The sequence below is a fragment of the Nocardioides oleivorans genome, assembly GCF_004137255.1.
GTDB classification, from domain to species: Bacteria; Actinomycetota; Actinomycetes; order Propionibacteriales; family Nocardioidaceae; genus Nocardioides; species Nocardioides oleivorans.
This window is the reverse complement of the sequence record NZ_SDWT01000001.1, coordinates 1,215,460-1,237,763: the sequence shown is the minus strand read 5'-3', so window position 1 is coordinate 1,237,763 and position 22,304 is coordinate 1,215,460. Positions and strand designations below refer to the sequence as shown.

Annotated in this window: 23 protein-coding genes; 10 read left to right on the top strand and 13 right to left on the bottom strand. The window is 72.5% G+C overall.

Features of this window, described 5'->3' with window-relative positions:
- The first annotated feature begins 74 nt into the window (after positions 1-74).
- Genes EUA93_RS05900 through EUA93_RS05885 form a run of 4 tightly spaced genes read left to right on the top strand, consistent with a single transcriptional unit; the run spans position 75 to position 5,406 of the window.
- Positions 75-1,127 carry a sulfotransferase family protein gene (locus EUA93_RS05900; RefSeq protein ID WP_129399286.1) on the top strand — a complete coding sequence of 351 codons (1,053 nt, stop codon included), beginning with the start codon at positions 75-77 and terminating at the stop codon, positions 1,125-1,127.
- Positions 1,127-2,065, top strand: a complete 939-nt coding sequence (locus tag EUA93_RS05895) for a glycosyltransferase family 2 protein (RefSeq protein WP_129399285.1) — start codon at positions 1,127-1,129, stop codon at positions 2,063-2,065. Before EUA93_RS05900 ends, EUA93_RS05895 begins: the two co-directional genes overlap by 1 nt.
- On the top strand, positions 2,062-3,840 hold the full coding sequence (locus tag EUA93_RS05890) for a glycosyltransferase family A protein (protein WP_129399284.1): 1,779 nt from the start codon (positions 2,062-2,064) through the stop codon (positions 3,838-3,840). The genes EUA93_RS05895 and EUA93_RS05890 overlap by 4 nt, the downstream gene beginning before the upstream one ends.
- 3 nt (positions 3,841-3,843) lie before the next feature.
- A complete protein-coding gene (locus EUA93_RS05885; protein ID WP_129399283.1) occupies positions 3,844-5,406 on the top strand; it encodes a glycosyltransferase family 2 protein in 1,563 nt (520 codons plus the stop codon).
- 219 nt (positions 5,407-5,625) lie between these two features.
- Here the strand turns inward: EUA93_RS05885 and EUA93_RS05880 are convergent, their stop codons facing one another.
- The 5 genes from EUA93_RS05880 to EUA93_RS05860 form a co-directional block, all read right to left on the bottom strand.
- Positions 5,626-6,798 carry a nucleotide sugar dehydrogenase gene (locus EUA93_RS05880; protein WP_275937859.1) on the bottom strand — a complete coding sequence of 391 codons (1,173 nt, stop codon included), beginning with the start codon at positions 6,796-6,798 and terminating at the stop codon, positions 5,626-5,628.
- 182 nt (positions 6,799-6,980) lie between these two features.
- Positions 6,981-8,009 carry a hypothetical protein gene (locus EUA93_RS05875; protein WP_129399282.1) on the bottom strand — a complete coding sequence of 343 codons (1,029 nt, stop codon included), beginning with the start codon at positions 8,007-8,009 and terminating at the stop codon, positions 6,981-6,983.
- Positions 7,982-9,472: a cysteine peptidase family C39 domain-containing protein gene (locus EUA93_RS05870; protein ID WP_129399281.1), complete on the bottom strand. Its 1,491-nt coding sequence runs from the start codon at positions 9,470-9,472 to the stop codon at positions 7,982-7,984. Before EUA93_RS05870 ends, EUA93_RS05875 begins: the two co-directional genes overlap by 28 nt.
- A complete protein-coding gene (locus tag EUA93_RS05865) occupies positions 9,456-9,740 on the bottom strand; it encodes a hypothetical protein (RefSeq protein ID WP_129399280.1) in 285 nt (94 codons plus the stop codon). The genes EUA93_RS05870 and EUA93_RS05865 overlap by 17 nt, the downstream gene beginning before the upstream one ends.
- 138 nt (positions 9,741-9,878) lie before the next feature.
- On the bottom strand, positions 9,879-10,589 hold the full coding sequence (locus EUA93_RS05860) for a hypothetical protein (protein ID WP_129399279.1): 711 nt from the start codon (positions 10,587-10,589) through the stop codon (positions 9,879-9,881).
- Between the two features lie 159 nt (positions 10,590-10,748).
- Between EUA93_RS05860 and EUA93_RS22175 the strand changes: the two genes are divergently transcribed.
- Complete coding sequence (locus EUA93_RS22175) at positions 10,749-10,880, top strand: hypothetical protein (RefSeq protein ID WP_275937858.1); 132 nt, start codon at positions 10,749-10,751, stop codon at positions 10,878-10,880.
- Here the strand turns inward: EUA93_RS22175 and EUA93_RS05855 are convergent.
- Together EUA93_RS05855 and EUA93_RS05850 are read right to left on the bottom strand one after the other, a co-directional pair.
- Positions 10,874-11,476 carry a DUF998 domain-containing protein gene (locus EUA93_RS05855; protein WP_165355073.1) on the bottom strand — a complete coding sequence of 201 codons (603 nt, stop codon included), beginning with the start codon at positions 11,474-11,476 and terminating at the stop codon, positions 10,874-10,876. The genes EUA93_RS22175 and EUA93_RS05855 overlap by 7 nt on opposite strands.
- Before the next feature lie 4 nt (positions 11,477-11,480).
- Positions 11,481-12,080, bottom strand: coding sequence for a DUF1294 domain-containing protein (locus EUA93_RS05850; protein ID WP_129399277.1), 600 nt, complete (start codon positions 12,078-12,080; stop codon positions 11,481-11,483).
- Between the two features lie 115 nt (positions 12,081-12,195).
- On the opposite strand from EUA93_RS05850, the gene EUA93_RS05845 reads away from it, so the two are divergent.
- Entirely contained in the window at positions 12,196-12,618 is a 423-nt protein-coding gene (locus EUA93_RS05845) for a DUF1810 domain-containing protein (RefSeq protein ID WP_129399276.1), read from the top strand.
- 40 nt (positions 12,619-12,658) lie between these two features.
- Positions 12,659-12,781, top strand: a complete 123-nt coding sequence (locus EUA93_RS22170; RefSeq protein ID WP_275937857.1) for a hypothetical protein — start codon at positions 12,659-12,661, stop codon at positions 12,779-12,781.
- 3 nt (positions 12,782-12,784) lie between these two features.
- Here the strand turns inward: EUA93_RS22170 and EUA93_RS05840 are convergent, their stop codons facing one another.
- From EUA93_RS05840 to EUA93_RS05815, 6 genes are all read right to left on the bottom strand, one after another.
- Positions 12,785-13,225: a VOC family protein gene (locus EUA93_RS05840; RefSeq protein ID WP_129399275.1), complete on the bottom strand. Its 441-nt coding sequence runs from the start codon at positions 13,223-13,225 to the stop codon at positions 12,785-12,787.
- 156 nt (positions 13,226-13,381) lie between these two features.
- Positions 13,382-14,167 (bottom strand): ABC transporter permease, encoded by a 786-nt coding sequence (locus EUA93_RS05835; RefSeq protein ID WP_129399274.1) that lies wholly within the window; start codon positions 14,165-14,167, stop codon positions 13,382-13,384.
- Positions 14,167-15,102 (bottom strand): ABC transporter ATP-binding protein, encoded by a 936-nt coding sequence (locus tag EUA93_RS05830; RefSeq protein ID WP_129399273.1) that lies wholly within the window; start codon positions 15,100-15,102, stop codon positions 14,167-14,169. Before EUA93_RS05830 ends, EUA93_RS05835 begins: the two co-directional genes overlap by 1 nt.
- A gap of 274 nt (positions 15,103-15,376) precedes the next feature.
- Positions 15,377-16,114, bottom strand: a complete 738-nt coding sequence (locus tag EUA93_RS05825) for an esterase/lipase family protein (RefSeq protein WP_129399272.1) — start codon at positions 16,112-16,114, stop codon at positions 15,377-15,379.
- Between the two features lie 14 nt (positions 16,115-16,128).
- Positions 16,129-18,168 carry an NADPH-dependent 2,4-dienoyl-CoA reductase gene (locus tag EUA93_RS05820; protein WP_129399271.1) on the bottom strand — a complete coding sequence of 680 codons (2,040 nt, stop codon included), beginning with the start codon at positions 18,166-18,168 and terminating at the stop codon, positions 16,129-16,131.
- The gene (locus EUA93_RS05815) at positions 18,165-18,695 is read right to left on the bottom strand and encodes a PadR family transcriptional regulator (protein WP_129399270.1); all 531 of its coding nucleotides are present in this window, start codon (positions 18,693-18,695) and stop codon (positions 18,165-18,167) included. Before EUA93_RS05815 ends, EUA93_RS05820 begins: the two co-directional genes overlap by 4 nt.
- 106 nt (positions 18,696-18,801) lie before the next feature.
- Here EUA93_RS05815 and EUA93_RS05810 point away from each other — a divergent pair, with 106 nt between their 5' ends.
- From EUA93_RS05810 to EUA93_RS05800, 3 genes are all read left to right on the top strand, one after another.
- Positions 18,802-19,950, top strand: a complete 1,149-nt coding sequence (locus tag EUA93_RS05810; RefSeq protein WP_129399269.1) for a CaiB/BaiF CoA transferase family protein — start codon at positions 18,802-18,804, stop codon at positions 19,948-19,950.
- Positions 19,947-20,678 (top strand): glutamine amidotransferase, encoded by a 732-nt coding sequence (locus EUA93_RS05805; RefSeq protein ID WP_129399268.1) that lies wholly within the window; start codon positions 19,947-19,949, stop codon positions 20,676-20,678. The genes EUA93_RS05810 and EUA93_RS05805 overlap by 4 nt, the downstream gene beginning before the upstream one ends.
- A gap of 158 nt (positions 20,679-20,836) precedes the next feature.
- Positions 20,837-22,279 carry a flavin-containing monooxygenase gene (locus EUA93_RS05800; RefSeq protein WP_129399267.1) on the top strand — a complete coding sequence of 481 codons (1,443 nt, stop codon included), beginning with the start codon at positions 20,837-20,839 and terminating at the stop codon, positions 22,277-22,279.
- Positions 22,280-22,304: the final 25 nt, after the last annotated feature.

Here is a 22,304-nt window from a genome sequence, read left to right as displayed (position 1 = left end):
CGGTGAAGGGCGGCCTCCTCGACCAGCGGCGGTGCGGGGAGCGACCTGCTGATGCCCGCCGATAGGCTCGGGCCATGAGTGAGCGTCGCATCGTGTACGTCGTCGGCTCGGGCCGCAGCGGCACGAGCACGATGGCCGGCACTCTGCGCACGCTGGGCCTGCACGTGCCGCAACCGGAGGTGGTCGCCGACGCGACCAACCCGAAGGGCTTCGGCGAGCCGCGGTGGGTGGTCGACCTGCACACCGAGCTCCTGCAGCGCAGCAACGTGCAGGTGTCCGACGCCCGCCCCCGCGCGTGGCTCGACACCGGCACGACGAGCGGCGACCACGCAGTCCGCGAGCGCGTGACGGCGTGGCTCGAGGAGCAGTTCGCCGTCGCCGACGAGCTCGTCGTCAAGGACCCCCGCGCCGCGTGGTTCCTCGGCCTCTGGCGCGCGGGTGCCGACCGCTGCGGCGCCACGTCGTCGTACGTCACCATGCTCCGGCCGGTCACCGAGGTGGTCGGCTCCAAGCAGACCTACTACGGCCAGATGGGCGCCGGGTCCGACCAGGGCGCCGTCACCCGCACCGCGGCGTGGATCAACATGATGCTCCACACCGAGCGCGCCACCCGCGGCCAGCAGCGCGCCTTCGTCCGCTACGGCGACCTCCTCGACGACTGGACGCAGCCGGTCTTCGCGCTCGGCGAGGCGTTCGACCTGGCCGGAGTGAAGACCGCGATGGCCGTCGACATCGCCGAGGTGCACCGCTTCATCGACCCGTCGCTGCGGCGCGTGACGATGACGTGGGACGACATCGGCGTGCCGGCGCGGCTGCGCGAGCTCGCCGACGAGACCTGGCACGCCCTCGACGCCCTCGCCGGCGACGACTCCACCGAGCTCCAGATGACGTGCGACCAGCTGCGCGCTGCCTATGCGGAGCAGTACGCCGACGCCGAGGCGTTCGCCCACTCGACGGTCGTGGCCCAGCGGCGTACGGCGGCCGCGGAGGCGCGGCGCGAGGCGAGCCAGCCGGCGCCCGACACCCGCAGTGGCGCCGACCGTGTCCCGCACGCGGTGCGCGCGATGGTGCCGCCGGCCGCCCGGCAGAAGCTGCGCAGGGCGATGGGCCGGGAGCGGCCTGCCTGATGCCCGACATCGCCTCGCTCGAGGGGGAGCCCGGCTACGACGTCACCTGGCCCTGGACCGCAGGGGAGCCGCTGACGCCGGGGCTGACGTGCGTGTTCCGGGTCCGCAACGAGGCGCGCAACCTGCCGTGGGTGCTGCCGCCGATCTTCTCCGCGGTGCAGCACGTGCTGCTCGTGGACAACGGCTCCGACGACGGCACCGCCGACGTGGCGCGCCGGGTCGCCGAGGAGTGCGGTGCGGCCGACCGGCTCACCGTCCTCGACTACCCCCACCAGGTCGCCCGTGCGGGCGGTGAGCACCTGGCCACGCCCGCGACGAGCGTCCACTCGCTGACGCACTTCTACAACTGGTGCTTCTCCCACGTCCGCACGACCTACTCGATGAAGTGGGACGGCGACATGGTGCTCTCGCCCGAGGGCGCCGGCATCCTGCGCGACCTCGCGTGGCAGCTGCAGTCGACCCGCGCGATCGTTGCGATGCCGCGCCACCCGCTCACCGTGGTCGACGAGTCGACCGGCTGGCTCGACCTGTCGCTGCGCTTCCTCGAGCCGTGGGTCTACCCGATGGGCCCGGACTTCACCTTCGTGAAGGCCTTCGACTGGGAGCTGCGTGAGTTCCCGCCCGGCGTCGAGCGGATCGTCCTCCAGCAGGGCCTGGTGCTCGAGGTGAAGTGGCTCGACGCCGACGAGTACGCCCATTGGCGCCGCGACGGCGTCGACTTCACCAACACCCGCCTCTACCGCAAGCTGCGCGAGTTCGAGGTCGACGAGGCGATCCGCAACGGCGACCCCGAGGCCCTCGGCGGCCTCGTCAAGGTGACCGCGCCCGAGGGAGTGCACATCATCGACCACGTCAGCCGCGACTGGCTCTGGCGCCAGCCCCGCCCGCTCGTGCAGCACTCGCTGCCCGCCTCCCTGAAGGAACGAGTGCGCCCGTGACCCATCCCCTCGACGACGTCCGGATGCCCGGACCGACCCTGGTGCTGGTCGACGACGCCGACCGCCTCGCGATCGAGGCGCTGCACGGCATCGAGGACGTGCCCGGCATCGAGCCGACGATCGTCCCGCTGTCCTCGCTCGACGGCCCGCGCAAGGGCTGGGGCTCGGTGCTCGTCGTGGCCGCCGATCGCGCGCGGCTGCGGCGGATGGCGAGCGCCGTACCCCTCCTCGGCCAGTGCAAGGTCGTCGCCTGCTGGCTCACCGACGCCCCCGCGCCGTGGGTCCTCGTGCCGCGCCCGGAGTGGCCGCGGCTGGTGCACCTCGCCGCCCGTGAGGCCGGCGACCGCGGCGTGCTCACGGTCGCGCGCTTCGCCTCCGGCGCCCGTGCGCAGCTCGTCGTGATGGAGATGGCGCGCCAGGTCGCGGGACCGGGTGACGCGACCCACGGCGGCCTCGTGGTGGCCTACGCCGGGCGCCCCGCAGCGCCGGGCCTCGACGCCCGGTCGGTGCTGGTCAGCGCCGCCGCCGACGCCGGCGAGGCCGAGCGCGACGTGCCGCCCGACGTGGTCATCGCCCGCCGCGGCGCCACCAGCCAGCAGAGCGTGGCCGAGCACCACGTCATCGACCGCGCCCCGACCGTCGTCACCGATCCGGGCCCCGAGCCGGTCGACGAGCGCGTCTACAACCCGATCGGCTTCCGCAAGGACTGGGATCACCCGGTCGTCGACCTGTCGCGCATCAGCCGCGGGCCGGTGACCGAGGACGTCGTCGCCGCGGCGCGCGCGTTCCAGGGCGTACGCCTCGGCGCCGACGTGCCCACGGCCGACCTGCTCGCGCTCGCGATCTCGGGCGTGCCGATCGTGACCGAGGGCGTCCTCGACGTCGCACCGGCCGTCGCCGCCGCGCTCGACGCCGACGTCGACCTCGACGACCCGCTGCGGCGCGAGGAGCACAGCCTCGCCGTCCGACGCGCCACCTTCGACCACCACTCGACGCTGGCCTGGCGCTCCGCGCTCGCCGATCGGTCCGGCGCCCGTCATGTCGGGCTGCCGCCGGTCAGCGCGCTGCTCGCCACCCGTCGCCCGGAGATGCTCGACTTCGCGCTGCGGCAGGTCGCGCGGCAGCGGGGCGCCGACGTCGAGCTCGTGCTCGCCGCCCACGGCTTCGAGCCCGACCGCGACGCCGTACGACGCGCGCTCGGCGACCGCCCGCACCAGGTCCTGACCTTCGACGGGTCGACGTTCTTCGGAGACGTCCTCACCGCTGCGTCGCGGGCCGCCTCGGGCGAGGTGCTGCTGAAGATCGACGACGACGACTGGTACGCCCCCGACGCGGTGCACGACCTGCTGATGGCCCGCCGCTTCTCGGGCGCCGACGTGGTCGGGATGCCGTCGGAGTTCGTCTTCCTCCACGGCAACGACGCCCGCGAGGCCATCACCGTGCGCCGCAAGCACCCGTCCGAGGTGTTCGCGCGCTTCGTGGCCGGCGGCACCCTGCTGCTCGACCGCGGGCTGCTGCGCTCGCTCGGCGACTTCCGCCGGGTCCGCAAGTTCGTCGACGCGCAGCTGCTCGCCGGCGTAGAGGCAGCGGGTGGCCGGATCTACCGCACCCACGGCCTCGGCTACATCCTGCGCCGCACCGGCGACGGACACACCTGGGTCCGCGACGACGAGGAGTTCCGTCGACCTGACATCGTGGCCTCCGAGTGGCCCGGCTTCCGGCCGAGCCTGGCGCTGGAGGTCGACCCGGTCGACCGTCCCGACGGGGGTGGGTAGGACATGGCTCGGCAGCCGGTGGTGCGTGCCAACGACTGGGGGTCGCTCGCGCCCGCGACCCTCGGCGCCTGGGAGCCGACGAAGTCGGTGACCGTCGTGGTCCCGACCTTCAACTACCAGCGCACGCTGCCCTATGTCCTCGCCGGCCTCGCCGCGCAGTCGTACCCCGCGCACCTGCTCGAGGTGCTCGTCGTCGACGACCAGAGCTCGCCGCCGCAGGAGCTGCCCGACGTGCGGCCCGAGAACACCCGCATCATCCGGGTCGAGGACGGCTGGGGCCGCGCCAACGCCTGCCACCTCGGCGCGCTCGCCGCCGACGGCGAGGTCCTGCACTGGTACGACGCCGACATGCTCGCCCACCGCGAGGAGGTCGAGGCGCACGCCCGGTGGCACCACCTCGTCGACTACGCCGTTCCCGGCGGGCACAAGCTCTTCGTCGACCCGACCTCGCTCTTCGAGGCCGACCCCGCTGCCGTGCGCGACCGCATCGCTGCCGGCGAGGCGGCCGACCTCTTCCCGGGCGAGGAGCACGAGCCGCACCAGTGGGTCGAGGACTACTGGGCCAAGACCAGCGACCTGCGCACCGCCGGCCCGCGCGCGCAGCGCTTCCACATCGGCATGACCGGCTCGGTCACCAAGGCCCTCTACCTCGACTCCGACGGCTTCGACGTCACCCTCCGCCTCGGCGAGGACATGCACCTCGGCCACTCGCTCGCGCAGGCCGGCGGCGTGTTCGTCGTCGACCGCGAGGCCCGCAGCTGGCACCTCGGCCGCTCGCAGGTGCTGCGTCGCGCGGAGCAGGTGAACCGCTACAACGACCCCTACCTCGCCGACCTGGTGCCGACGATGCGCCCCAAGCGCAACAAGCGCGGCCGCGCCTACCAGGTGCCCTACCTCGAGGTCGTGCTCACCGCAGGTCCTGCCGACGACACGATCCGGGTCGTCGACGCACTGCTCGACGGCGACGTGCCGGACCTGCGGGTCACCGTCGTCGGCCCGTGGTCGTCGGTCCACCAGGACCGCGTCCAGCCGGTCGAGGACCCGGTGCTCGAGACCCGCCTGGTCCACCGGTCCTACCTCCACGAGCCGCGCGTCCGGCTGGTCGAGTCCGTCGACGCACGCAGCGACGCCGAGTTCGTCCTGACGCTGCCCGACGTCACGCTCGCCCCGCTCCCGGCCGCGCTCGCTGCGCTGCTCGACGACCTCGAGCGCACCCACCACGGTGCCCGCCTGCTGTCGTACGACTCGGGCGCCGTCGCGCGACTCGAGCGGACCTCCGCCCTCGCGCGGGTCGGCCGCCTGGCCGTCGACGGCGACGACCTCGAGGCGCTGCTCGACGAGGCGTTCGGCACGAAGGCCTACGACGCGACGGCGGTCGGCTTCGTGCCGGTCGGCGACCGCGAGGTCGAGCGCTTCACCCTCCCCGCCCGTCCGCCGATGGACCCCGACAAGTCGGAGACCAAGCTGCACCGCGCGCTCGAGAAGGCCTCGGGCGAGGTCCGGACCCCGCCCGCCCAGGCGCCTGCCGAGGAGCAGAAGCGCGGCCTCTTCGGCCGCAAGAAGTAAGGCGAAGCATCACGGCGTTGGGCTTCCGGCGCCGCGGACACGCGCCGAAGCGAAGCGGAGGCGCAAAAAGACACAGTGATCGATGGTCACGGTCGACCGAACCCACGGCCTTGGTTTCGACACGGGCGCTGGGCGCCCTGCTCAACCAGCGGCCGGTCTCGACACGGGCGCGCCGCGGACGAGAACCCCGGCCTGACATCGACCGAGAAGGAGCTGGGTTCAGTCCCCGCCGAAGAGGTCGCGCGTGTAGACCTTGTCCTTCACGTCGGCGAGCTCCTCGACCATGCGGTTGGCGACGATGACGTCGGACTTCGCCTTGAACTTCTCGAGGTTGCGGTAGACCTTCGAGCCGAAGAAGTGCTTGTCCTCGAGCTCGGGCTCGTAGATCACGACCTTCACGCCCTTGGCCTTGAGCCGCTTCATGATCCCCTGCACCGACGACTCGCGGAAGTTGTCCGACCCGGCCTTCATGATCAGCCGGTGGATGCCGACGACCTGTGGCTCGCGGTCGAGGATGTCGAAGGCGATGAAGTCCTTGCGGGTGGTGTTGGCGTCGACGATCGCCGAGATCAGCGTCTGCGGCACGTCGGAGTAGTTCGCCAGCAGCTGCTTGGTGTCCTTGGGCAGGCAGTAGCCGCCGTAGCCGAACGACGGGTTGTTGTAGTGCGTGCCGATCCGCGGGTCGAGCCCGACGCCGTCGATGATCGAGCGCGAGTCGAGCCCGCGCGAGAGGGCGAAGGAGTCGAGCTCGTTGAAGTACGCCACCCGCATCGCGAGGTAGGTGTTGGCGAAGAGCTTGATGGCCTCGGCCTCGGTGGGCGCGGTGAAGAGCACGGGTACGTCGTCGGCGTCCGCACCCTTGACCAGCAGCTCGGCGAAGGCGCGCGCCCGCTCGGAGTCCTCGCCGACGACGATCCGCGCGGGGAACAGGTTGTCGTGCAGCGCCCGTCCCTCGCGGAGGAACTCGGGGGAGAAGATGACGTCCGCGGTGCCCAGCCGTGCGCGTACGTCCTCGATGTAGCCCACCGGCACCGTCGACTTCACGACCATCGTGGCGTGCGGGTTGATCCGCATGACGTCGCGCATCACCGCCTCGATCGAGGTGGTGTCGAAGTAGTTGGTCTCGGGGTCGTAGTTGGTGGGCGTCGCGATGATCACGAAGTCGGCCCCGGCGTGCGCCTCGTCGGCGTCGGTGGTGAAGGTGAGGTCGAGGTCCTCCTCGGCCAGGAAGCGCGAGATGTCGTCGTCGTGGATCGGGCTCTCGCCGCGGCGCAGCTGCTCGATCCGGTCCGCGACGAGGTCGAGCCCGACGACCGTGTTGTGGCGGGACAGCAGCACGGCCATGGAGAGGCCGACGTAGCCGAGGCCGGCGACGGAGATCTTCGTGGTCACGCCGCCAGTCTGCCGCAGCCCGGTGGCCGCGAGGTGAATCGCGCATGGCGTACGCCGTTTTGCGGACGCGGGCGCACGTCGTGCCGCACCCTTGTCGTTCGCCTGATGGGCCTCCCGGCTGACGTCGTCGTAGCGGATGGGCCCGATCCGGCGCCCGCTCCCGCCCCGGTCCCGAAAGTCGACTAGTCGGCGATCGGCGTCAGGTCGCTCGGCAGGACGGCGGGCACGCCATCGGACTGACGGGGGAGGCGCGACGTCGGCCCGTCCACGCAGACCGAGCCCTCGACCGGCACCAGGTCACCCAGCCACGCGGGGTCCGGACCCTCGTCGACCGGGAGCGTCACCCGCAGGTCGGCGGTGTCGTCGGTGATGGTGGCCGCGAGCACGGCCCAGCCGTCGCCGTACGAGCGGACGAAGGTGCCCCGGGTGGAGCCGCCCCCTCCGCAGGCAGCGGACGTCAGCGTCCATCCGTCCAGCTCGGCCGCCAGACCGCCGAGGCTCCTGGCCGCCGTGCTGCCGACGCCGGCGGGGGCGAGCCGCCGGTTGACCCCGTCCTCGAGCCTCGGCGCCGCGACGCGGACGCCGACCGACTCGAGCGCGGGATCGGCGTTGACCTCGTCGAGCAGCGCCGAGGCGCCCGCCTCGTCCTGCCACTCGGCCGGCGCATCGTCGACCGCGCTCGCGTCGCCGAGTGGTGTCGACTGGATCGGTGGGGCGACGAAGGTCGGGGACTGGCTGTTCAGGCACGTGAGCTCGATGGTGTCCGGCGCGGGCCAGGTGGCATCGAGGTGGTGGCGCGTGACGACCTGCAGCGCCGCCTCGGCACCGTCACCCTCGGGCGTCACGACGAGCTGGGCGAGCGCGTCGCCGCTGGGGGAGACGAGTGCCACCTGGACGGCGTCGCCGCAGGTGCTGGAGGTGCGCAGCCACCCGTGCGACTTCGCCGCGTGCAGCTCGGAGCGCGCGGCCGACGCCACGTCCCGGTCGTACGACGTCGTCCGCCGCGCGACGACCCGGTCGACCTGGCCGTTGCTGCCGAGCGCCGGCCCGGCGACCGTCGCGGAGTCGGGGGCGACCCACGGGTCGGACCACACGGCGACCGCGCGCTCGAGGTCGCTGCGGTCGGAGGTGATCTCCGGGTCGCCGCTGCACGCGGCCAGGAGCGGCGCGGCCAGCGCGAGCGTCAGGACGACGGCGTGACGGCGAACCACGGCTCGTCCCACCCGGAGACCCCGAGGTTCCCGCTGGTGAAGTCGTCCCGGGAGATCGTCTGCTCGTGCCCGGAGGCCGGGTCGAAGATCGTGAGCGTGTCGCCCGTGCTGCCCGTGACCAGCACGACGTGACCCGGCCGGGTCGTGTCGCCGACGTAGAGCGGGACGTTGTGCCCGCTCTCCACCGCGGTCGCGATGTGGTCGTAGGTCGTGCCTCGGTCGCCCGGGGCGACCGTGTCCACCTCGTAGTCCGTGCCGGGCACGCCGCTGCCGCCATCCGAGGACATCTCGTTGGCCACCGCCCACGGCTGGGTGCCGGCGGCCTCGGGCCACGGGAACTGGAGGTCGCCGTCGCGGTCCCGGTGGCTGTTGGTGCGGTCGTGCATGGCGAGCGACTCGTCGGCGAAGCGCTGCTCGGGCGTGCGGGGGTCGGTGATCCCCGTCTCGGGGTCGTACCCGGTCTCGATCCACAGCGCGTAGGCCGGGTCGTTGAGCATCCGCGACATCACCAGCGTCGAGGAGCCGCACGTCGTCTGGTCGGGCTGCTCGTAGGAGCCGTCGGTCGGCGGGTCGAGGTCGTCGAGCTCCGACGGGCTCATCGTGTGCAGCTTGGTCAGGTAGTTGGCCAGCGCGGTGCCGCTCAGCCCTGAGGCCACGCCCGCGATGATCCAGGCGCGCTCCTCGTCGCTGCGGGCGCCGGCCAAGGCGTCGCGCACGGCTTGCTGCTCGGCGGGGCTGAGGTTGCCGAACGCCTCGTCGTAGTCCTCGAGCGCCGAGCCGGACAGGGGTCCGTCCTCGTCCTCCCAGCCGTTGACCAGCGAGACGGGGCTGATGCCGTCGGGCAGGTGGTCGGGCAGGTCGATCTCGTCCATCGCGGTGCGGATCGCGTTGCGCGCGACGTGGATCGCGTCGGCTGCGTCCTCGTAGGCGCCGATGGCCTCCCGGATCGCGTGCACGACGCCCTCGACCACCCCGCGCAGGTGGTCGACGAGCTCCCACGGGAGGAGGTCTCCCCACGACAGCTCGAGGTTCTGGCGCAGCTGGTCGTCGGCGCGCCGGTGGCGCTCGCGGGCGTCGGTCATGGAGTCGGCGAGCGTGTCGAGCGCGGTCGCCACGGCGCGGCAGGCGGGCGGGACGGTGTCGGTGCGGGTGCGCAGGCGCGCCATCGACGTACGGAACCCGTCTCCCGAGGTGCCGTCCCAGGCAGCGGTGCCGATCTTGTCGCGGCAGGTGCCGAGGTCGTTGCTCGCGTCGTCGACGGAGGTGGCGATGCGTCGCCAGACAGCAGCCGCCGCGTTGAGGTCGCCGGGCTTCGGCTCGGGTGGCTGCGTCGCGATCTCGACCGCCTGCGCGACGGCGTCGACGATGGTCTGCGCGGCGTCCCACGGCGGCCAGAGGTCGATGTCCTCGACCGTGGCCAGGACCCCCCTCAGGCCCGAGACGGCGTCATCGAGCAAGCCCATGGAACTCTCCCGCCGAGTTGCCGTCGCTCGCCACGAAGTCGGCGATGCACTGCTCGGTGTTGACGTGGTGCTCGGCGATCACGCCGAGGACCACGCGGAGCACGCCGTCGAGGTCACCGGCCGCGTCGGCGAGCGTCGCGGCGAGATCAGCCAGGTCGTGCCCGGCCGCGTCCGTCGTGCGGCCGAGGGCGTCCTGCACGTCGGCGTGTGCGTCGTCGCCGTGGACCCAGCCGGCCCGGACCGCTGCGGGGTCGAGAATGATCGTCATGCGAACCCTCCCTGTCTGAGGAGAGAGTTCCCCCAGCAGCAGACCCCAAACAAGGGGGTCTGCCGGCTGGGGATGACGGGGCCGGCCCGAGAGCGGCCCCGTCGATCAGCTGTGGTCGATCAGTCGTGGTCGAGCAGGTCAGCCCCGGTCGGTCGAGTCACCGGTGACGACGACGTAGAAGCGCTTGCGGTCGCCGTCGGTGGTGAAGCTGCCGTCGCTGTTGCGCGGGCTCACGACCAGGTGGCTGGTGTTGCCGGTGCCGGGAGGCGCGCAGTTCACGACGCCGGGCGTGCACATCGCGGCAGCGACCTCGCCGGAGAACTCCGGGTTGCTGTCGGCGCCGGGCGCGCGGCCGTTGGTGACGGTGTCGCCGTTCTGGTCGACGGTGTTCTGCAGGGCGATCGTGGCGATGATGCCGTTGTTGGCGAGGTTCTCGCCAGCGTTGATGTAGACGTTGCCGTTGGCGGCGGCGGGCGTCGCCGGGTAGGCGGCGGTCACGGAGAAGCCACCGGACTGGGCGATGATCGTGCCCGTCGCGTCGACGAGAGCCCAGCGGCCCACGCCTGCCGGGCCCTGGGGACCGGTCTGGCCGGCCGGGAGCTGGCCCGCCTTGAAGTCACGGGCGCGGAGCGAGCCGTCCTTGACCTGCTTCGCGCCGATCGTGTTCTTCTTGACGTCCTTGCCCTGGATCGTGCCGTTCTTGATGTCCACCGAGGCGATGGAGTTGTCCTTGATGTCCGGGGAGCCGATCAGGCCCGTGGCGTACGACGTACCGGTGGACGCCACGACCAGCGCCACGACCGAGACGGCGAGGGAGGGGGACGGGCGGCGGACTGCGGGGAAACGCATGGGAGTGACCCTTCGTCGACAGGGCCGCCGGGACCGGCGGCTTGTCTGGTGGTTCGTCGTGGCGCGGGTCACAGATGTCCGACTTAAGTAGGGATCTTCATGAGAGGCCTCTCATGGACCTCTCATCCGTGCCTTGGACCGCTCCGGCAGGGTGGGCGCATGGGCATGGGAAAGAAGTTCGCGGCGCTCGGCGTCGCCAAGAAGGTCTTCGACGAGGCGCGCAAGCCGCACAACCAGGCGAAGATCAAGGCCGCGGTGAAGAAGGTGCAGGACCGGCGCAGGCGCTACTGACCGCGGCGGGGCCGGTACGACCACGCGAAGGCCGCGAGCCCGCCGAGCACCGGCCACAGCGCGGCCCGCTCGAGGGTGCCGGCCACCCGGCTCTCCTCGCCCGACAGCACGAAGCCGACGGCACCCGCCGCGGTGACGATCCCGGTCGCGAGCAGGGCCTTCGCCAGGCGCGGCCTCTCGTGCTTGAGGCGGTGCCCGAGCAGTGCCAGCGCGAGCGGCTGCGCGACGAACAACGGCGTCGCGGCCAGGGCGTGCAGGGTCGCGTCCTGGTCGAGCGGCGCCAGCCCGACGGCGTACGAGCTCGCCCCGGACACCACGAGCAGACCCGTCACCCACGGGCCGAGCGGCGCGGCCATCAGCAGCGCGCCGCCGGCGAGGGCGACTCCGTAGCCCATGAAGGACCCGTTCATCACCGCGTGGCGCGGTGAGCTGTAGCCGTCGGTCGTCCCGACCTCGCCCAGCTTGCTGACGGTGTCGGCGACGAAGCTGTAGCCGCCCCGCGTCCCGGCCGCCGTGACCACCTCGGTGAGGACGTACGTCGGTCGCAGGAGGAGGACGAGCGCGCCGAGCTGCGTCGCGCGGGAGGTGGGGGGCACGGCGTCACGGTAACGGCTTGCCGAGCGCGAGCCAGCCCACTGCGGCGCAGTTGACGACCACGGTGAGCCACAGGACCGTGACGAACGGCTGCTTCCTCGTCTTGTGGCGATGGAGGCGACGGGCCACGAGCGCACCGGGCCACCCGCCGAGCAGCGCCATCGCGTGCAGGGTCGACTCCGGCGTACGCCACCTCCCGGCTCGGGCGGCGGCCTTGTCGGCGCCGTACGTCGCGAACGTCGCCAGGCTCATCACCGCGTAGACGATCGGCACGAGCGCGTGCAGGTCGCCCCGCTGCGTGAGGATTGCGAGCACGACCACCAGGACGCCCACCACGGCGAGCGCCGGCACGGTGCCGCGCGGGTGGGGCGCTCCTGACCGGCGGGCGCCGACCACCGCGACCCGGTCGGCCCGGCGACGGCCGCGTTCGTCGCGTCCCTCCGCGTAGCTGACCTCGCTCCCGGCGACCGGTCGTCGACCGCGGGGGAAGGCACTGACGTGGACGAACACGCGGGACCCGCCGTCGGCCGGGACGATGAACCCGAAGCCGCGCTCGTCGTTCCACTCCTCCAGCACCCCGCGCCCACTGCCGATCTCGTCCGCCATGCCCACATCGTGGCGAGGCGGCCTCGGAACCGGAAGGACCGCCACGCGCCCGCGGATCATCCGGTTCAGCCCGAAGGGTGTGGAGATCCGGGGGTCGGGCCCGTAGGCAGGACGCATGGACCTCGAACGCTTCGTGCGCGCCCAGGACGACGGCGGCACCCACGACCGGGCGCTCGCCGAGCTGCGTGCGGGACGCAAGACGTCGCACTGGATGTGGTTCGTCTTCCCCCAGGTGGCCGGCCTCGGACGTTCGGCGACGGCCCGGGAGTACGCCGTCTCCGGCCTCGCCGAGGCGGTGGCGTACCTCGCCCACGACGTGCTCGGGCCGCGGCTGCGGGAGTGCTGCACGGCGCTGGTCGACCTCGACGCCTCGTCGGCCGACGACGTGCTGGGCCCGGTCGACGCGCTGAAGCTGCGCTCGTCGATGACGCTCTTCGCGCGGGCCGACCCGTCCGAGCCGGTGTTCGGGGCGGTGCTCGACCGCTACTTCGACGGGCGGGAGGACGAGCGGACGGTCCAGCTGCTCGACCCCCGCTAGGGGTGTGCAGATCCGACCGGGAGCGGCGTAGGCAGGAGGCATGACCACCACGCCTCCGCTCCCCGAGCCCGAGATCATCCCGCCCGGCGACCCCAGCGGGCCCGGCCCGATCGATCCCGGGCAGCCCGACGCGCCGCCGACCGAGCCCTCGCCGCTGCCGTAGCAGTCAGCCGATCCGCTCCGCGACCGAGGCGATGATCCCCTCCGGCCCGCGGACGTAGGCCTGCCTCCAGACGCCCTCGTACTCGCCGATGGTGCCCACCAGGCCGTAGCCCTGCTCCTGCGCCCACGCGACGGCGCCCTCGATGTCGTCGACCTCGAAGCCAAGGCTGCGCAGCCCGAGCTCGTTGGCCATCGGGTCGGGCGATCCCCCGGTCATGTCCGGGCGGACGAAGCTCGACAGCTCGACCATGCTCCCGCCGCCCGGGCAGCGCAGCATCACGATCTCCGTGCGCGAGCCCGGGATGGCGATGACGTCGTCGATGAAGTCGCCCTCGACGAACGTCGTGCCCTCGACCTCCAGGCCGAGGCCCACGAAGAACTCCGTCGCCCGGGCCAGGTCACGGACCGTGACGCCGACGTGGTCGAAGCGCTTGATGTGTCCCATGGTCTGATCCTCCGTCGTTGGTGCGGTTGTCGTGCACCGGGGACGGAACGGGCTCCGGTTCCTCGACATCGCAACCGTTACCGAACAGTCCGGTCGTCGAAACGGTCATGGGAGACCGGACTGTTCGGTAACGGTCGCCGCGACCCGGCGTCGGCCTCAGACCCGCGCGGTGTCCTTGCTCATCCGCCAGGCCGCGCCGAGCACGAAGACCGCGAACCACACGACCGCGTTGACGATCGCGAACCACGGCAGGTCGCGGGTCAGCGGCGCACGGGCGACCTCGGCGACGCCGTACATCGGGGTCCAGTAGGCGATGTCGCGGATGAGGGGGCTGTACTGGGAGAGCGGGATGAAGAGCCCGCCCAGGAACGACAGCAGCGCCAGGCCGGGGCCGAGGATCTGCATGGTGTTCTCGCCGGGCACCAGGTAGCCGACGAAGACCCCGAGTGCGGCGAAGCTCATCGTGCAGGCCAGCGTGGTGACGACGCACTCCAGCCAGGTCGCGGTGGGCATGTCGGGCTGGCCGCGGACGGCGCCGATGACGTTGACGACGGCGATCGCGAGCGCCGCCGTCGCGAGCGCGACCAGCGCCTTGACCATGATGTACGCGATCGGGTGCAGCGGGGTGAGCCGCAGCTGGCGGGACCAGCCGAGGGCGCGCTCGACCGCGACCATCGCGCCGCCGGACGCCGCGATCAGCGCGCCGCCGTACAACGCCATCGAGACCATCACGTAGGCCGCGACGTTGCCGACACCGACCCGCTCGTCGCCGCCCGCGCCCGAGCCGAAGACGAAGAACATCGCGGTCGGGAAGACGAGGGTGAAGATGATGGTGCGGCGGTTGCGCATCATCCGGCGGAGCTCGATGCCGAGGATGGTCCGGTTGAACCCGCCCAGCGGCGGGACCCGGCGGGAGGTGGGGTCGATCGTGGCGCTGCTCATCACTTCTCCTCGGTGGTCAGGCTCAGGAAGGCGTCCTCGAGACCGTGCGAGGTGATCTCGACGTCGCGAGCGGCGGTCTCGGTCAGGAGGTAGCGGGCGACCGCGTCGCTGTCCTTGGCGCGGACGAGCACGGTGTCGCCGCGCACCTCGACACCGTCGACGCCGACGAGCGCGGCGAGCCGGTCGGTGTCGGCGCCGGGCAGGGTGGCCCGGACCGTCCGCCCCGCAGCGAGTGCGCGGATCTCGGAGCCGCTGCCGTCGGCGACGACCCGGCCCCGGGAGATCAGCACGATGCGGTCGGCGTACTGGTCCGCCTCCTCGAGGTAGTGCGTGGCGAAAAGGACCGTACGGCCCTGCTGGGCGTCGCGGCGGATGGACGACCAGAAGGCGCGGCGGCCCTCGACGTCCATCCCGGTCGTGGGCTCGTCGAGCAGCAGCAGGGCGGGGTCGGGCAGCAGCGCCATCGCGAACCGGAGCCGCTGCTGCTCGCCGCCCGAGCACTTGCCGACCTTGCGGTCGGCGATCTCGGTGATGCCGGCGTCGGCGAGCACCTCCGGGACGGGACGCGTGTCGGCGAAGAGGCTGGCGGTGTAGGCGACCGTCTCGCGCACGGTCAGGTCCTTGATCAGGCCGCCGGTCTGCATGACGGCCGAGACCAGCCCGCGGGCGATGGCCCGGCGGGGATCGAGGCCGAGCACCTCGACGCTGCCGCTGGTGGGACGGGACAGCCCGAGGACCATGTCGATGGTCGTGGTCTTCCCGGCACCGTTGGGGCCGAGGAACGCCACGACCTCACCGTGGTGCAGCTCGAGGTCGATGCCGCGGACCGCCTCCACGGACCCGAAGGACTTCGTCACGCCCTCGAGGCGGACGGCGGGCACCGGCCCGGTGCCGGTTCCGGGCAGGTCGGGCTGGGACAGCTGGGAGGTGCTCATGTCGCCACGGTCCACCCGGGTGACCGGCCGTGGACACACCGGTCGTCACGACCTCGGCGTGACATCTGTCAGGCCCGTGCGGGCTCGCAAGTCAGTCGCCCACAGGCGGTCCCGCCGCTACCCTCGAGGCCTCGCCCCACCCCTGGGGCGACCGGGCTCCGCAGGCTCGACCTGCGCGGCGACCGGGATCCGTGAACAGTGGTCCGACCACATCGGCAGGGGTTGCCCGGTGGGCCGGGTCGTGAGGCCCGGTCCACCGGTGCCGGGTCCGACCTCAGTCCCGGCCCTGCGCGAGGCGGCCGGCGACGACCGACCACACGTCCGGGTCGACGCCCATCCCGAGGTGGGTGGAGAAGACCTCGACGTGCTCGGCCGACGGCGATGCGTGGTCGATGCACGCCTGCCAGGAGACGATCCCGTCGCGGCGGGAGAACATCACCGTGAGGGGCACCTGGATCGGCGAGCGTGCGTCGAGCCGGCGGGTCACCCGGTCGGCGTCGTCGGAGCCGGGCCCGAAGAAGCGGGCGACCGTCGTGTGGGCGGCACCGCCGGAGACCGGGGTGCCGTAGGTGATCACCCGGCGCACGGCCTCGGGGTGGCGACGGGCGACCTCGCGGGCGACGACGCCGCCCAGGCTCCAGCCCACCAGCGAGGCGGGCGACCCCGCCGCGTCCACGAGCCGCAGGAGCCGCTCGGAGAGGCGCTCGACGTCACGACGCGGGTCGCCGGTGTTCGTGCCGAAGCCCCATCCGCGGGCGTCGTACCCCAGGCGTCGCAGGTAGGCCCGCAGCGGAGCCCCCGAGAGCTCCGGTGCCCGCCACCCGGGGATGTCCACCACGAGGTGGCCGTCACCGCGCGGCGCGGACGCCAGGCGCGGGGCTGCACCCAGCAGGCGTACGGCGTCGAGGCCGGCACCGAGCTCGCCGAGGGCCGTCCGCCTCGACGGGGGACCGGACGGCCGCTCGAGGGTCCGGGCGTCGTCGGGCGACTGGGCACGCGAGCGCACGCCCACGGTCGAGAGGATCCTCACAGCGCGGCCACGACCTCGGTGCCCTGGCGGATCGCCCGCTTGGCATCGAGCTCCGCGGAGACATCGGCTCCGCCGATCAGGTGCACCGTGGCTCCGCCGACCAGACGGGCGGACCCGTGGTCCAGGTCGTCGTACAACCCGCGCACGGAGTCCTGGCCGGCGCACACCACGATCGTGTCGGCCTCGATCACCCGGCTCACCCCGTCGACCGTCACGTGGAGGCCGTCGTCGTCGATGCGGTCGTAGGTCGCACCGCTGACCTGGGTGACCTTCGACTGCTTGAGCACCGCGCGGTGCGCCCAGCCCGACGTCTTGCCGAGGCCGATGCCGATGGGCGTGGTCTTGCGCTGCACGAGCGTCACCTCGCGGGCCGGCGTCCGCGGCAACTTCTCGACGAGGCCGCCCTCGTGCAGGGCCGGGTCGCCGACGCCCCAGTGGGCCATCCAGTCGTCGAGGTCCTCGGGCTCGTGGGTGAGGAAGACGCTCACGTCGACGCCGATGCCGCCGGCACCGATCACGGTGACGCGCCTGCCCGGGGTGACGGCGCCGCTCAGCACGTCGGCGTACGACGCCACTGACGGGTGGTCGATGCCGGGGATCTCCGGGATGCGGGGCTCCACGCCCGTCGCGACGACCACCTGGTCGAAGCCGGCGAGGTCGTCGGGGGTCGCCTCGGTGCCGAGCCGCACGTCGACGCCGAGCACCTCGAGCCGGCGGGTGAAGTAGCGGAGCGTGTCGGCGAAGTCCTCCTTGCCGGGGACGGCCATGGCCAGCCGGAACTGGCCGCCGAGCGAGGCCGACTTCTCGAGGAGCGTCACCGCGAAGCCCCGCTCGGCGGCACTCGTCGCGGCGGCGAGGCCGGCGGGACCGGCCCCGACGACGGCGACCGTCTGCCTGCGCATCGTCGGCATCAGCACGAGCTCGGTCTCGTGGCAGGCGCGCGGGTTGACCAGGCAGCTCGCACGCTCGTTGCTGAAGACGTGGTCGAGGCAGGCCTGGTTGCAGGCGATGCAGGTGTTGATCTCGTCGGCGCGCTCGTCCATCGCCTTGGCGACGAAGGCCGGGTCGGCCAGCAGCGGTCGCGCCATCGACACGAGGTCGGCCTCGCCGGCGGCGAGGATGTCCTCGGCGAGCTCGGGGGTGTTGATCCGGTTCGACGCGCAGACCGGGACGTCGACGACCTGCTTGAGGCGGGCGGTGTACGACCGCCAGGCACCGCGCGGCACCTGCGTGATGATCGTCGGCACGCGGGCCTCGTGCCATCCGATGCCCGTGTTGAAGACGGTCACGCCGGCGGCCTGCAGGTGCAGCGCCAGCTCGGCGGTCTCCTCCCAGGTCTGGCCGCCCTCGACCAGGTCGAGCAGCGAGATGCGGTAGACGATCGGGAAGTCCGCGCCGACCAGCTCGCGCGAGCGTCGTACGACCTCGACGGCGAAGTGCATGCGACGCGCGGGCGAGCCGCCCCACTGGTCGTCACGGTCGTTGGTGCGCGCGGCGAGGAACTGGTTGATGAGGTAGCCCTCGGAGCCCATGATCTCGACCGCGTCGTAGCCCGCCTTGCGGGCCAGGGCGACGCTTCGGGCGAAGGCGGTCGCGGTGTGGTCGACCTCCTTCGTCGACATCGCGCTCGGCTTGAACGGTGTGATCGGCGACTTCTTGTCCGACGCGCTCTGGGAGAGCGGGTGGTAGCCGTAGCGGCCGGCGTGGAGCACCTGCAGCGCGATCGCGCCGCCGGCGTCGTGGACCGCACCGGTGACCCGCTCGTGGCGCATCGCGTGGAGCCGGTTGGTCATCTCGCTCGCGAACGGCTTGAGCCAGCCGCGCTTGGTCGGCGCGTAGCCGCCGGTGATGATCAGGCCGACCCCTCCGCGCGCCCGCTCGGCGAAGAACTCCGACAGCTTGTCGATGTCCCACGGGTGGTCCTCGAGCCCGGTGTGCATCGAGCCCATCACCACGCGGTTGCGCAGCATCAGCGCGTCGTCGCCCGCGCCGAGCGTGAGCGGCTCGAGGAGGTGGGGGTAGAGGGGGTGCGTCATGACGTCTCCTGCAGGTAGTCCGTGATCCAGTCGATCCAGAAGTGCTCGAGCCCGATGCCGCCGCGCAGCACCAGCCACTGGTCCCGCGCCGCCTCGTCCAGGCCGGCGGGGTCGGGGAACTGCTCGCGCTCCATCAGCTCGTACGCCGCCAGCCGGGCGACGTGCTCGGCCCTGGTCGTCTCGAGGTGGGAGGCGAGCCTCGCGCGGTCGCCGTACGACGCCCCGCGCAGCTTGACGGCCAGCTCGCTGCGGAAGGTCTCCATCGGCAGCGGCTCGGCCAGCCACGCCTCGAGCGCCGCACGGCCGAGGTCCGACGGCGTGTGGACCTTCTTGTCGGGGCGGCCCTCCTGGGCGACGACCTCGACCGTGACCCACCCGTCGTCGACCATCCGGCCGAGCACGCGATAGATCTGCTGGTGCGTCGCGTGCCAGAAGAAGCCGAGCGACCTCTCGAAGCGCCGGGTCAGCTCGAGACCGCTCGCGGGTCGCTCGCTCAGTGCGACGAGGAGCGCGTGCTCGAGGGCCATGGCCTCAGTGTGCGACACCTATGCAACGAGTTGCAAGGTGGGAAGCCAGAACGCGCGCGACCACACCCCTCGCGACCGTGACAGCGGCGGTGTCATGATCGGGCGCATGACGTACGAGCTGGGGCAGGGGACCGGGCCGCTGCGGGGCGTGCGGGTGGTGGAGGTCGCGGGCATCGGGCCGGGGCCGCACGCGTGCATGCTGCTGGCCGACCTCGGTGCCGACGTGATCCGGATCGACCGGCCGGGTGGCGGGATGTTCGCCGCCGGCCGGGCCGACCTGCTCAACCGGGGCCGCCCGAGCGTCGCGCTGGACCTCAAGAAGCCCGAGGCCGTGGCGACCGTGCTCGACCTCGTCGAGCGGGCCGACGTGCTGGTCGAGGGCATGCGCCCGGGCGCCATCGAGCGGATGGGGCTCGGGCCCGACGTGTGCCTGGATCGCAACCCGCGCCTGGTGTTCGGGCGGATGACCGGCTGGGGCCAGGACGGGCCGTGGAGCCAGGTCGCCGGCCACGACATGAACTACATCGGCATCACCGGCGCCCTCCACGGCCTCGGCCAGGACCCCGACCGCCCGCACTTCCCGGGCAACCTGCTCGGCGACTTCGGCGGCGGGTCGACGTACCTCGTCATCGGGGTCCTCGCCGCCCTCTTCGAGGCGCGCGCCAGTGGTCGCGGGCAGGTCGTGGACGCCGCGATCGTCGACGGCACCGCCCACCTCAACGCGATCGCGTCGAGCTTCGTGGCCATGGGGATCGCGAGCGGACGCCGTCGCGACGGGATGCTCGACGGCGGCGCGCCCTGGTACGACGTCTACGAGACGTCCGACGGCGCGCACGTCAGCGTGGGTGCGCTCGAGCCGCAGTTCTGGGCGGCGCTCGTCGAGCGGATCGGCGTCGACCTGCCCGACCGCGACGACCCCGCCAACGCCGCCGCGATCCGCGACGCCCTCACCGCGCGCTTCAAGGAGCGCACGCAGGCCGAGTGGGCCGAGGTCTTCGACGGCACCGACGCCTGCGTGGCGCCGGTCGTACCCCTCGCCGACGCCCCCGCCCACCCGCACCTCGCGGCCCGCGGCACCTTCGTCGCGCCCGACGGCATCACCCAACCCGCTCCCGCGCCGCGGTTCTCGCGCACGCGGGCCACCCTCGACCGGGCGCCCGCGCTCCCCGGCGAGCACACCCGTGAGGCACTCGCCGCCTGGGGCGTCGACGGCATCGACGGCCTCCTCGATTCGGGCGCGGCGGTGCAGGCTTGAGGCCCTTCCTCTTCCTCGGCACGCGCGCGGAGGACGACGTCGCGCAGCAGGAGTACGACGCCGTGCTGGCCGGGTGCGGCCTGCGACCGGACGAGCTGGTCCGGGTCCGCCTCGAGCAGGCGCCGCTCGGACCGGTCGACCTGGACGACTGGTCCGGCGTCATCCTCGGTGGCGGGCCGTTCAACACGTCCGACCCCGAGGAGGCCAAGTCGCCCGCGCAGCGGCAGGCCGAGTCCGACCTCCACGACCTCGCGGTGCGCGCCGTCGAGGCGGACTTCCCCTTCCTCGGCGCCTGCTACGGCATCGGGGTGCTCGGCGGCCTCGGCGGCGGCACGGTCGACCGGACCTGGGGCGAGCCGATCTGCGCGCTGCCTGTGAGGCTCACCGACGCGGGGCGGGCGGACCCGCTCTTCGGGCCGATGCCCGCCGAGTTCCTGGCCTACCTCGGCCACAAGGAGGCGGTCTCCCGGCTCCCCGAGGGTGCGGTGCTGCTCGCCTCGACCGACACCTGCCCGGTGCACGCCTTCCGGATCGGGCTCAACGTCTATGCCACGCAGTTCCACCCCGAGCTCGACGCGATCGCGATCTGCGACCGGATCGACGCCTACAGCGCGCACGGCTACTACGAGCCGCACGAGCAGGAGCAGCTCAAGGCCGACGCCCGGGAGGCGCTGGTGACGGAGCCGGTCCGGTTGCTCGCGCGGTTCGTGGAGCTCTACGCCCGCTGAAAGGCCCGCCGGCCGACCTTTGCACCCGAGTCTCCCGGTTCGGCACCCAGATCCAGGCCGACAACCGGGGCGGTCACCGGATATCCGGTGACTCGAGCCGGCCCGCTGAGGTGTAACTCATAGTTACAATTCGCGCTGACCTGACCTACGCTGGACGGATGAGCGAGCACGTCGACGTCCTGATCATCGGGGCCGGGCTGTCGGGCATCGGCGCGGCGGCACACCTGGTCAAGGACCTGCCGGGGACGTCGTACGCCCTCCTCGAGCGCCGCGCCGCGAGCGGCGGCACGTGGGACCTGTTCCGCTACCCCGGCGTCCGGTCGGACTCCGACATGCACACGCTCGGCTACCGCTTCCGGCCGTGGCGCGGCGACACCGCGCTGGCCGACGGCGCGTCGATCCTCGACTACCTCCGCGACACCGCGCGGGAGTACGGCGTCGACCGGCACGTCCGCTACGGCCACCACGTCACGTCGTGCGACTGGGACTCCCAGACCGCCCGCTGGACCGTGACCTCGCAGGTCGACGGCGAGGAACGCACCATGACCGCGGACTTCCTCTGGTCGTGCAGTGGCTACTACGACTACGACCGGGGCTACACGCCCGAGCTCCCGGGCCAGGACCGCTTCCGCGGCCAGGTCGTGCACCCGCAGCACTGGCCCGAGGACCTCGACTACGCCGGCAAGCGCGTCGTGGTGATCGGTTCGGGCGCGACCGCGGTCACCCTGGTGCCGGCGATGGCCGGGACCGGCGCGGCCCACGTGACGATGCTGCAGCGCTCACCGACGTACGTCATCTCGGTGCCGGGCAAGGACAAGGTGAAGCGCGGGCTGACCAGGGTCGTCGGCGAAGGTCCGTCCTACGCCGTGACCCGCTGGAAGAACATCGTGCTCCAGTCCGCGCTCTTCAACGTCAGCAAGCGCCGGCCCGCCCTGGTGCGCAAGGTCGTGCGCAAGACCAACGTCGCGTTGCTGCCCCCGGGCTACGCCGTCGACACGCACTTCAACCCGACCTACGACCCGTGGGACCAGCGGATGTGCCTGGTGCCCGACGGGGACCTCTTCCACGCCATCAAGGACGGCTCCGCCTCGGTGGTCACCGACCGGATCGCGACCTTCACCGAGACCGGCATCGACCTCGCCTCCGGCGACCACCTCGAGGCCGACGTCGTCGTCACCGCGACCGGCCTCAACCTCCAGATCTTCGGCGGCGCCGAGCTCCGCATCGACGGCGAGGCGATCAAGCCGCACGAGACCATGGCCTACCGCGCCATGATGCTGTCCGGGGTGCCCAACTTCGCCTTCACCATCGGCTACACCAACGCGTCGTGGACGCTGAAGGCCGACCTCGTCGGTGAGTACGTCGTCCGCGTCCTGAAGCGGCTCCGGGCCACCGGCACCCGCACGGTCGTGCCCGTGCGCGACGACTCGGTCGCCGAGGTCCCGCTGATGGACTTCGACTCCGGCTACGTCCAGCGCCTCGTCCACACGCTGCCCCGTCAGGGCACCGTGGAGCCGTGGTCGTTGAGGCAGAGCTACCTCCACGACGCCGTCAAGATCCGCACCGCGAAGCTCGACGACGGCGTCCTGGAGTGGTCGTGAACGTTCCAATCGTGGAAGCGCTCCC